Consider the following 9989-nt stretch of genomic DNA (forward strand, 5'->3'; position numbering starts at 1 on the left):
CCGGTTTCATCCAGGCGAGGCGGTGTTCGGGCGTACCGCGCGTGCAGGCTTCGCGTGCGCCGGGTGTGCTCTTTTCCTGCACCAAAACGCGACCTGAAGCTGTATTGCGGGGCTTGCGCTGCACCGGGAAAAGCAGGCGCCCGGGTGTGCGGCGGTGCTCATTCGCCGCGTGCCGGCAGCATTGGCTCCGACGCGGCATTTGCGTCGCGCCGCTTGGGTCGGCCGGGAATGGGCTTGGCCAGCAGGGCTTGCGGCCCGTCGCGCCGGTAGTCCGCGACCCAACGAAACACCGTCCGGCGGTTCAGGCCATAGACCAGCGCGACCTGGGCCACGCTGCACCCCTCGTTCACGGCAGCAACCGCCCGTTGCCGCAGGGTCTGCAGCAGCCGGTGGTCCAGGCTGCGGGCGTCAAACTTGGCATTCATGATCGACGGCCTTGCGCAAGGCGGTGGATCGGAGCGCGCCCCAGATACCCAGGCCCTGCAGCACGAGCAGTGCGGCGAACGGGAGCGAGACCGACAGGTTGGTGCCGACCGGAAGATGCCCGACCAGCGCGGAGCTGGCACCGGCGCAGACCATCATCCCGCAGCCCAGCAGGCTCGCAGTGGCGCCGGCCCGGTCGGGGTACAGCGTCATGGTCAGCGCCACGACGTTGGAGAACAGCAGGCCCTGGCCGAAGTTCGTCAGCATCACGCCGGCCAGCAGGCTCGGCAGCACCAGCGAGCCGGGCGTGCAGAGCATCGCGAAGATGCCCAGCACGCAGGCGACGAGGCCGGCCAGCATCAGGGTGCGGCCGCTCACGGTGCGGATGAGCGTGCGGTTGAGCAGCGTGCCGGCGAGGTAGCAGATGCCCGCGAGCAGTGCGGTGGTGCCGAAGTAGGAAGGGCTTTGCTTCAGCCGGTCCTGGATGACGAAGGGGCCGATGATGTTCCAGATCAGGAAGACCGACAGGCTGCATCCGAGCGCCAGCGTCGCCGACAGGAACCGCGGATTGCCCAGGATCAGCACATAGCCGCCGAGCGACTGGCGCAGGGTTTTGCGCCGGCTCGGCGGGAGCGACTCCTGCAGCCTGAAGCTGAGCGCCAGCAGCAGCGCGCTGTAGCCCGCATACAGCGCGAAGTTCCAGCGCCAGCCGGCGTACTGCTCGATCAGGCCGCCGATGAAAGGCGCCAGCACCGGGCCCAGGCCCCAGGCAAGGCTGAGGTAGACCACCGCCACATAGAAGCGCTCGCCATGGATGTTGTCGACCAGCAGCGCACGCGCCACCACCTGGCAGGCGCCGATGGCAAAGCCCTGCATCGCCCGGCCGATGAGCAGCTGCGTGATGTCGCCGGCCAGCATCGCGACAAGGCTGCCCGCGATGAAGAGCGCCAGGCCCGGCAGGATGGCCGGCAGCCTGCCGCGCCCGTCGGCGATCAGGCCGAAGAACAACTGGCCCAGCGCGTAGGCAATCAGCGTGATCGAGATGCTTCCCTGCATCACGATCGCACTGACACCGAATTCGCGCCCGATGGAGGGCATGCTGGGCGCGTAGAGGTCGATCGCGATGCCGCTGACGCTGTTCAGCAGCGGCGCGATGACGATGACGAAGTTCTCGTAGGACCTCGTCTGCTGCTGCTGCGTGGATGCCGGGTTCATGGCCGTTCCTCCTCGGTAAAGAGTGCGGGGCCCGGGGCCGGGTCGCGACCGCCGGGCTGATGTCTGGCATGCCTGGCGCGCGCGCTTTTCACGGCGACGGCCTGCCCAAATAGAGTTCCCGCACCTGCGGGTCGTGCATGAGCGAGCGGGCCGCGCCGGAGAGCGCGACGGTGCCCATCGACAGGATGTAGGCGCGGTCCGAGATGCGCAGGGCTTCCATGGCGTTCTGCTCGACCATCAGGATCGTGACGGCCTCCTTGCGGCGGATCTCCGCGATGGCCTCGAAGACTTCCTGCAGCATCTTGGGCGAGAGCCCGGCCGAGGGTTCGTCGAGCAGCAGGATGTGGGGCCGCGGCATGAGCGCACGCGCCAGCGCCAGGATCTGCCGCTCGCCGCCCGACAGCGAAGCGGCACGCGCGCCGAACTTGCGCCCGAGCATCGGGTACAGCGCGCAAAGCTCGCGCATGCGCTGCTCGCACTGCGTGTTGCCCAGGTAGTGGCCGCCGACCAGCATGTTCTCGCGCACCGTCAGCGCGCTGAAGACGTTCTCGGTCTGCGGCACGAAGCCGAGGCCGCAGCGGCGGATCTTGTCGTGTGCCGGCATCCTCGAAACGTCCTGGCCCTCGAGCAGCACCGCGCCGCTGCGCGGCGGCACGAAGCCGGCAATGCTCTTGAGCAGCGTGGACTTGCCGCAGCCGTTCGGCCCGAGCAGCGTCACGATCTCCGCCCTTGCGGCATGCAGCGTGATGCCCTTGAGGATGTCCACCTCGGCCGTGTAGCCGGCGACGACCTGTTTGACCTCGATCATGGGAGCGCCTCCTCAAGCTCGGGCTCCTCGGCGCGCCCGAGATAGGCGCGCACCACTTCCTCGTTGCGCACGAGTTCGTCGGGGCGGCAGTCGGCGACGATGCGCCCCCGGTCCAGCACGATGCAGCGCGTGCAGACCTCGCGGATGAACTGCATGTCGTGCTCGACGATCAGCATCGTCATGCCCTGGGCATTGAGGGCCTGCAGGGCGAGCACGATGTCGCGCCGCAGGTTGGGATGCACGCCCGCCGTCGGTTCGTCGAGGATCAGCAGCCGGGGCTGCGCCATCAGCGCGCAGACGATGCCCAGCAGCTTCTTCTGTCCGCCGGACAACGCGGCCGCCGGCAGGTCGCGCACGGGGGCCAGCAGCAGCTGGTCGAGCAACTCCCCGGCTTTCTTCAATGCGGCCTGCTCGGTGCGGCGCGCTGCTGCGCTACGCATCAGCGTGGCCCAGATGCCGTGGTGCGCGGTGGCGGCTGCAACGGCCACTTCGAGCACCGACATCTTGCGTGGCATCGAGGGCAGCTGAAAGGTGCGCCCGATGCCTGCCGCGACCACGCGGTGAACCGGCAGCCCGTCGATGCGATCGCCGGCCAGGCGGACGGCACCCCGGTCGATCGTCTCGAAGCCGTTGATGGTGTTGAGCAGGGTGCTCTTGCCCGACCCGTTGGGTCCGAGCAGGCCGACGATTTCGCCGGATGCGACGTTGAAGCTCACGTCCTGCAGCACGTGATTGCCGCTAAAGGCCTTGGCGACGGCCTTCACGTCGAGCAAAGCGGAATTGGATGCGGCGCTCATGGCATCTTCCGGATCTTCTCCGGCACCAGTCCTTCGCTGCGCCACATCAGGCAGGCCAGCAGGATGAGCCCGATGAGGCCCAGGCGCAGGGCGCCGGCCTGGTCCGAGCCGAAGCCCATCACCTGCCTGGCGAAGGGCGCAAGCACGTTCGCCGCCTGGACCAGCAGCACGCCGATGAGCACTCCGGCCGTGCTGCCGACGCCGCCGATCATCAGCATGGTCCACAGCAGGAAGGTCTCCGCGGGGAGCATGTAGTCGGGGCTCACGAAGCTCATGTAATGGGCATAGAGCGAGCCTCCGAGCGCCGTGATGGCGGCGCCGGCCATGAGGGTGCGCGACTTGAGCGAGCGCAGGTCGTAGCCCATGCAGGCCGCGAGTTGCGGTTCCTCGCGCATGAGCCGCAATGCACGGCCGAACCGGCCATTGCCCAGCCGGCGGCACAAGAGGGCGCACACCGTGACGACGGTCGCGACCAGCGCGAGAAAGGCCAGTCCGCTCCACGGCCTGCCCAGGCCGTCGAAGAGCGAGGGAATGGCGCTGATGCCGTTGGCGCCGCCCGTGAGCCAGTCCTCGTTGGTCGCCGCGGTGCGCAGGATCTCGGCGATCGCCAGCGTGGCGATGCCCCAGTAGTCGCTGGCCAGCTTGTTGCCGATGCGCGCGATGCACCAGCCCAGCGCCATGGCCGCGAGCACGCCGAGGGCGGCCCCCGCCAGCGGTGGCCATCCGAGCGAGAAGGCGATGCCCGTTGCGTAGGCGCCCAGTCCAGCGAAAGCGATCTGGCCGAAGTTCATGAGGCCCGCATAGCCTGCCTGCAGGTTCAGGCCCAGCGCCATGAGCGCGTAGATGCCCGCGACGGTCAGAGAGAAGACGAGAAAGTCAAACACGGCGCACCTCGCGGTCGAACAGCCCGTAGGGCTTGAACAGCAGCGCCAGCAGCAGGATGAGGAAGGAGGCTGCGTTGATGTAGGTCACGGGCAGAAACTTCATGTCCACGCCGAAGAGAAAGCCGAAGTTGAGATTGGTGACGGCGGTCTCGGTCACCGCGATGAGCAGCGCACCTGCAATGGCGCCCATCGGGTTGCCCAGGCCGCCCAGGATGGCCGCGGCGAACACCGGCAGCAGCAGGTCGTTGCCCAGGTTGATGTGAGCCCCCGTCGACAGCGACAGCATGCTGCCCCCCAGGCCCGCCACCATGCCGCTCGTGAAGCTCACGAGAAAGGTGATGCGCTCCGCGTTCAGCCCCGATGCATTGGCCAGCGCGGCGTTGTTGGTGAGCGCGCGCATGGCGCGGCCCAACCGGGTGTAGAACAGCAGCAGCGTCACCAGCACCAGCAGCACCACTGTCGTGCAGACGAAGTAGAACTGCGTGTACGAGATGTGGGCGCCGGCGATGGTCAGCGGTGCCGTATGGCCGAGCTTGAACATGCGCGGAAACGAACCCGCCAGGCCCTGCATCAACGCGATGGCGAGCATGGAAACCGCCAGCGAGCCGACCATGGAAATGGACGGCCCCGCCCGCAGCAGCCGGCGGAAGACCAGCAGGTGCAGGCCCAACGCCAGGATGCCCGTGACCACGCTGGCGATCAGCAGCGAGCCGATCAGCGGCGCGCCCGCGGCATGGAGCGCATAGCTCGCGTAGGCCCCGAACATCGCGTACTGCACGTGGGCGATGTTCGGGAACTTGACCAGCCCGTAGAGCATGCTCAGCCCGAGCGTGACCAGTGCGAGGTCCGCTGTGCGCAGGAGGGCGTCGATCAGGAACTGGAACATGTCAGCAGCCTTGTGCGGTGTACGGCCCGATCAGCGCTGCGCGATCTTTCCGTTTTCGTACTTGAGCCGGTCGTAGGGCGGGTTGAGCCGCTGCCGGTTGGCGTCGAAGCTGATGACGCCGGTGACGCCGGCGTACGACTGCCCAATTTCCTTGAGGGCGGTCTGGATGGCGACCGCATCGACCGACTTGGCCTTCTCCATCGCAGCCGCGGTCATCAGTACGGCGTCGTAGCCGTAGCCGGTGTAGGCGGTCTTGAAGCCTTCCTTGTATTTCGCCGCGAAGGCTTCGGCATAGGCCTTGCCCGCCGGGCCCTGCACCGAGCCGAGCTCCATGCCGAGCTGCCCGTTCGCGATTTCGGGCGGCGTGTCCGACACGCACATGCTCAGGAGAATGGCGTACCAGGGCGTCTTGCGCAGGCCCAGGTCGTGCGCTTCGCGGTTGATCACCGCGGCCTCCTGGCCGTAGGCGGTGTAGACGAAGGCGTCCGGGTTGCTGCGCGACATCTGTTCGAGCTCGCGGCGATAGGTGGACTGCCCCGCGGCATAGAGAACCTCGGTGACGACCTTGCCGCCCAGCTTCTCGAAGGCCTCCTTGTAGCCCTGCAGCACGCCCTGGCCGTAGGCGTTGTTGGGCGCGATCACGGCGACCTTGCGGTAGCCCAGCGCATAGGTGTCGGAGGCCGAGAAGCTGTTGGCGTAGTTCTCCAGCCCGAGCAGCCCGAACGAGGTGGGACCGAGGTCCTTCAGCTTGATGCTGCTGCTGTTGATGTTGAGGTGCGTGACACCTTCCTTGACCAGGTACTGCCCCACGGGCAGCGTGATGCTCGAGGAGTATTCGCCCATCACCACGGGCACCTTGTCCACGCCGACCAGCTTGCGCGCCGCGTTGAGCGCCGTCGTCGCGTTGCCGCCCGAGTCTTCGACGAGCACATTGAACTTCTTGCCGAGCACGCCGCCCTTGGCGTTCACCTGGTCGACGCCCAGCATGATGCCGCGGCGCACGTCCTCGCCGATGGTGGCGCTCGCACCCGTGAGGGACAGCACCGCGCCGACATTGACGGTGCCCTGGGCCAGGGCGCCGGAAGAGCCGGCCCCGAGCAGCAGCGCGGCGAGAAGACTGGACGAAAACTGTTTGATCACGGCGTACTCCAGGTTTTGAAAAGAATCGGAAAAGGGCGCGATGGCACGGGCCACCTACACATGCCCCGCATACAGCCGCACCACGCTGCGCTGGATGAACTGGACGATGTCTTCCATGCGGTGCGCCACGTGGCCGCTGATGACGTCGCGGCACAGCGGCGCGTCGCGCAGCAGCAGGGCATCGAGCAGCGCCAGGTGTTCTTCTTCCATGGCCTTGCTCTTGCCTTCGAGATCGCTCCAGCGGAAGTAGTGGATGCGGGCGTTGACGGCCTGCAGCGACTTGGCGATCTCCCGGTTGCCGGAGAGCCGTGCGATCGACAGGTGAAACTGCTCGTCCGCTTCCAGCAACTGGTAGGTGGACATCGCGGCCGTGTGCTGCATCACGTCGATCCATGCGTCGCGCGCCTGAACGATGTCGTCATGCGTCGCGCGCTGCAGCGCCAGATTGACCGACGCCAGCTCGATGGCCCCGCGCAGCTCGTAGAGATCGAAGACCTCCTGCCGTTCGAGTTGCCGTCCGTAGAAGCCGCGGTTGGGCACCAGCGTGAGCATGTTCTCGGCCACCAGGCGGTGCAGCGCCTCGCGCAGGGGCGTGCGGCTCACGTCCAGCTCCTCCGCCAGTTCGCCTTCGTTCACGCGTTCGCCGGGCTTGATCCGGTAGACGATGACCATCTCCTTCAGGCGCTTGTGAACGTCGTTGACGGTCATGCCGGCGCGGCGCAAGGTGCGCGGCAGGGTGCTCAGGACGGCTTCGGATCTGCGATTCATGGCACGTAAGAATGAGAAGTCAGACTTCGAACAGGCGTCCGAAGCGGGGAAGGGAATCGCGCACTCCGGCCAGGCGCAGCGCGTGCCATGCCATGGCGCAGTTGCTCGAGACCACGGGCTTGCCGAGCTCTTCCTCGACCTCGCGTGTCAGGTTGGCCATGCGCAGGCTGGTGCAGGCGACGAACACCGCATCCACGTCGGACTCGGCACCGGCCGCAAGAATCGCCGCGCGCAGCGATGCGCGGTCGATGCGCGCCACCTCGCTGTCGTTGGCATGGTTGAAGGTCGCGATGCGCGGCACATCGATGCCACCGGCCTCGATGTGCTGCTTGAACACCTCGTTGATCGAATGCACGTAGGGCGTGATCAGCGCGGTCCTGCGCACGCCCAGCGCATGAAGGCCGGCCATGGCGGCAGTGATCGGCGTGGTGCATGCCACACCCGGGCGTGCGTCTCGGATCTGTGCGAACACCTTGTCCTCGCCGATCACGATCGAGCCCGAGGTGCAGCCGAAGGCGACCACATCGAGCTCCACGTCGGGCACGATGAGCCGCGTGGCCGGCGTGATGTGCGCCTCCATCCGCGCGAGCGAGGCCAGGCCGATGTCGGCCGGGCTCGGCAGGCGCGCCTCGAAGTACGCCACGCCGGGTAGCTGCATGATCTGGCGCCACTCGTGCTCGATGGTCTGGTCGGTCTCCAGCACCACCAGGCCGATGGCGGCTCGCGCCATCACGCCCTCGTCCATTTCGAACGGCAGGATCGTGTAGTTCTCGCCCAGGGTCGCTGTGTGGTTCATCGCAAGGTCATTCCCGTGATGTCGATGGCCGGCGTGCGGCCGTTCATGATGTCGGTCACGATCTGTGCCGTGCCGCAGGCCATGGTCCAGCCCATGTGGCCGTGGCCGGTGTTGAGGTACAGGTTGTCGTGCCGGCTCTTGCCCAGGATGGGCGTGCCCTCGGGGGTCATCGGACGCAGGCCGGCCCAGAAGTCGGGCTTGTCGTAGTCCGCGCCATCGGGGAACAGCTGCCGGGCCACGCGCAGCATCGGGCCGAAGTCCGCTGGTGCATGCCGCGTGTCGTAGCCGCTGAATTCCGCCGTGGCGGTGAAGCGCAGGCGGTCGCCGAAACGGGCCCAGGCCACGAGGTTGTTCTCGTCGACGCCGGCCAGCGAAGGAGGGCGGTGCCGCGTGTCGGTAGGGAAGGTGACCGAGTAGCCCTTGACCGGATAGATCGGCAGCCGGTAGCCGAGCGGGCGCGCGGCAATAGGCGAGTAGCTGCCCATGGCCAGCACATAGTCGTCGGCGGCAATGGCGCCCTGGTTGGTGTGCACGGCGCGGATGCGGCTGGCATCGGCCTCGATGCGCTGGATGTTCGCATCCATCACGAAGGTCACGCCCGCAGCGCGGCAGCGTTCGGTGAGGGCCCGCGTGAACATGCGCGCATCGCCGCTCTCGTCGCTCGGGCAATAGATGGCGCCGGCGATGTGCGGGCGCGCGTCTGCGAGCGCGGGCTCCTGCGCCACCACGCCGTCGCCGTCCAGCAACTCCAGCCGCATGCCGCCGTCGGCCAGGATCTGCATGTTCGCCTTGCCGCGTGAGAACGAGGCTTCGTCGCGGTACAGGTACAGCGCGCCGCGGCTGATGCGCTCGTACGCCAGGTCTTGCGCGGTCGTCAGCTGCTGCAGCAGGCTCTGCGAGTAGCGGCACAGCACCAGCTTGCGGCTGGTGTTGAGGCGTGAGCGCTCGGCCGTGCAGTTCTGCATGAACTTCCACAACCACGTCCACATGCGCGGATCGGGGTTGAGCTTCAGGCGAAGCGCCTGGCTGTCGTCGCGCAGCGAGCGCCAGAGAATGCCCGGCGCCCGCGGCGAGGCCCACGTGTAGGAGTGCCCCGGCGCCACCATGCCCGCATTCGCATAGCTGGTTTCCGCGGCAGGCAGCGGTTGGCGGTCGATCACCGTCACCTGCCGCCCCTGCGCGGCAAGATACCAGGCGGTAGCAACACCCGCCACGCCGGCGCCGAGGACCACGGTATGCATTGCGGGTGCTCCGTCAGACGGCTGCGATGACGCCGATCTCGACCGTGTAGGGCGGGAAGGCCAGTGCCGATTCGACACACGCGCGCGCAGGGGCGTGGCCTTCAGGAACCCATGCGTCCCACACCGTGTTCATCTCGGCGAAGGTCTTGTGGTCGGCCAGCCAGATCGTGGCCTGCACGATGCGCGTCTTGTCGCTGCCTGCTTCTTTCAGCAAGGCATCGATCTTGGCGACGATCTGCGCGGTCTGGCCGGCGACGTCGGCGGTGGTGTCGCCCGCCACCTGGCCTGCGAGAAAGATGAAGCCGTTGGCGATCACGGTCTGGCTCATGCGTGCGTTGGTCTGGAGTCTCTGTATGGGCATTGCGAGTCAGTCCTTGGATGGGATGTGCAAAGTGAATTCACTTGCTTATTCACTTGCACACAAAAACCATGCCAAATTTGCCGCGTCGGAAGTAGTGCCACCGCCTGCGGGAATCGCGCACAGGAGGAAGCCAGCCATGCGAAACGACTCGCTGAATGGCATTACTTTTTGCGAGGGATGACGGATCGCGATTGGAGGGCGCGCATGCACCGCCGGTTGTGCACTCGCATCCGGCGGAATGCACCAGGGGAGCACCTTTTGAGTGCTCCTGTCAGGTCGACCGCGCGGCGTTGAGCCTCATCGCGACGAGGCTTTCTTGTCTTGCGCGAAGTGCCGAAATTTTTTTCGAGGAAGTAGAGCCATGCATCGATGCGCGTCACCTGACTGCGCATTCGCTCGCTGCGACTTCGGTGTTGACACTACTTTTCAACGCGTCGATTCACGCCGTTGCACAAGCCGGTTTTGGCATGCTTTTTGTAGGTGTGCACACATCTGAATCAACAAGTGAGTTCAACCTGCCATGATTCTGATCACCGGCGGCGCTGGCTTCATAGGCGCCAATTTCGTACTCGACTGGCTAGCGAACGGCGACGAGCCGGTCGTGAACCTCGACAAGCTGACCTACGCAGGCAATCTCGAGACACTCGCGTCGCTCAAGAACAACCCGAGG

General features: G+C 66.6%; 12 protein-coding genes. 1 reads left to right on the top strand and 11 read right to left on the bottom strand.

Annotated features, from left to right (window positions below; translation table 11 throughout):
• Positions 1-158 precede the first annotated feature (158 nt).
• The 11 genes from ACSFBF_RS35280 to ACSFBF_RS35330 form a co-directional block, all read right to left on the bottom strand.
• Positions 159-425 (bottom strand): helix-turn-helix domain-containing protein, encoded by a 267-nt coding sequence (locus ACSFBF_RS35280; protein ID WP_215249115.1) that lies wholly within the window; start codon positions 423-425, stop codon positions 159-161.
• Complete coding sequence (locus ACSFBF_RS35285) at positions 409-1638, bottom strand: multidrug effflux MFS transporter (protein ID WP_435475028.1); 1230 nt, start codon at positions 1636-1638, stop codon at positions 409-411. Before ACSFBF_RS35285 ends, ACSFBF_RS35280 begins: the two co-directional genes overlap by 17 nt.
• 88 nt (positions 1639-1726) lie before the next feature.
• On the bottom strand, positions 1727-2446 hold the full coding sequence (locus ACSFBF_RS35290; RefSeq protein ID WP_258352806.1) for an ABC transporter ATP-binding protein: 720 nt from the start codon (positions 2444-2446) through the stop codon (positions 1727-1729).
• Positions 2443-3243 carry an ABC transporter ATP-binding protein gene (locus ACSFBF_RS35295; protein WP_435475030.1) on the bottom strand — a complete coding sequence of 267 codons (801 nt, stop codon included), beginning with the start codon at positions 3241-3243 and terminating at the stop codon, positions 2443-2445. Before ACSFBF_RS35295 ends, ACSFBF_RS35290 begins: the two co-directional genes overlap by 4 nt.
• Complete coding sequence (locus ACSFBF_RS35300) at positions 3240-4127, bottom strand: branched-chain amino acid ABC transporter permease (protein ID WP_435475032.1); 888 nt, start codon at positions 4125-4127, stop codon at positions 3240-3242. Before ACSFBF_RS35300 ends, ACSFBF_RS35295 begins: the two co-directional genes overlap by 4 nt.
• Positions 4120-5013, bottom strand: coding sequence for a branched-chain amino acid ABC transporter permease (locus tag ACSFBF_RS35305; protein ID WP_258352809.1), 894 nt, complete (start codon positions 5011-5013; stop codon positions 4120-4122). The genes ACSFBF_RS35300 and ACSFBF_RS35305 overlap by 8 nt, the downstream gene beginning before the upstream one ends.
• A 30-nt stretch (positions 5014-5043) precedes the next feature.
• A complete protein-coding gene (locus ACSFBF_RS35310; RefSeq protein WP_435475043.1) occupies positions 5044-6150 on the bottom strand; it encodes an ABC transporter substrate-binding protein in 1107 nt (368 codons plus the stop codon).
• Positions 6151-6207: 57 nt separating this feature from the next.
• Entirely contained in the window at positions 6208-6921 is a 714-nt protein-coding gene (locus ACSFBF_RS35315) for a GntR family transcriptional regulator (RefSeq protein WP_258352810.1), read from the bottom strand.
• Positions 6922-6940: 19 nt separating this feature from the next.
• Entirely contained in the window at positions 6941-7717 is a 777-nt protein-coding gene (locus tag ACSFBF_RS35320; protein WP_435475035.1) for a maleate cis-trans isomerase family protein, read from the bottom strand.
• Positions 7714-8958: a D-amino acid dehydrogenase gene (locus ACSFBF_RS35325; protein WP_435475037.1), complete on the bottom strand. Its 1245-nt coding sequence runs from the start codon at positions 8956-8958 to the stop codon at positions 7714-7716. The genes ACSFBF_RS35320 and ACSFBF_RS35325 overlap by 4 nt, the downstream gene beginning before the upstream one ends.
• 13 nt (positions 8959-8971) lie before the next feature.
• Positions 8972-9319, bottom strand: a complete 348-nt coding sequence (locus ACSFBF_RS35330) for a RidA family protein (protein WP_435475039.1) — start codon at positions 9317-9319, stop codon at positions 8972-8974.
• Between the two features lie 520 nt (positions 9320-9839).
• On the opposite strand from ACSFBF_RS35330, the gene ACSFBF_RS35335 reads away from it, so the two are divergent.
• A partial coding sequence (locus tag ACSFBF_RS35335) for an NAD-dependent epimerase/dehydratase family protein (RefSeq protein WP_435475045.1) occupies positions 9840-9989 on the top strand: 150 nt, incomplete at its 3' end.

It is taken from the genome of Variovorax nivicola (assembly GCF_051216475.1).
Lineage (GTDB): Bacteria > Pseudomonadota > Gammaproteobacteria > Burkholderiales > Burkholderiaceae_C > Variovorax.

Bases quoted from the DNA above. Each gene is read 5' to 3' on its own strand.
- ACSFBF_RS35285 (WP_435475028.1), bottom strand. From the start codon at position 1,638: ATGAACCCGGCATCCACGCAGCAGCAGCAGACGAGGTCCTACGAGAAC.
- ACSFBF_RS35280 (WP_215249115.1), bottom strand. From the start codon at position 425: ATGAATGCCAAGTTTGACGCCCGCAGCCTGGACCACCGGCTGCTGCAG.
- ACSFBF_RS35290 (WP_258352806.1), bottom strand. From the start codon at position 2,446: ATGATCGAGGTCAAACAGGTCGTCGCCGGCTACACGGCCGAGGTGGAC.
- ACSFBF_RS35315 (WP_258352810.1), bottom strand. From the start codon at position 6,921: ATGAATCGCAGATCCGAAGCCGTCCTGAGCACCCTGCCGCGCACCTTG.
- ACSFBF_RS35295 (WP_435475030.1), bottom strand. From the start codon at position 3,243: ATGAGCGCCGCATCCAATTCCGCTTTGCTCGACGTGAAGGCCGTCGCC.
- ACSFBF_RS35320 (WP_435475035.1), bottom strand. From the start codon at position 7,717: ATGAACCACACAGCGACCCTGGGCGAGAACTACACGATCCTGCCGTTC.
- ACSFBF_RS35325 (WP_435475037.1), bottom strand. From the start codon at position 8,958: ATGCATACCGTGGTCCTCGGCGCCGGCGTGGCGGGTGTTGCTACCGCC.
- ACSFBF_RS35305 (WP_258352809.1), bottom strand. From the start codon at position 5,013: ATGTTCCAGTTCCTGATCGACGCCCTCCTGCGCACAGCGGACCTCGCA.
- ACSFBF_RS35330 (WP_435475039.1), bottom strand. From the start codon at position 9,319: ATGCCCATACAGAGACTCCAGACCAACGCACGCATGAGCCAGACCGTG.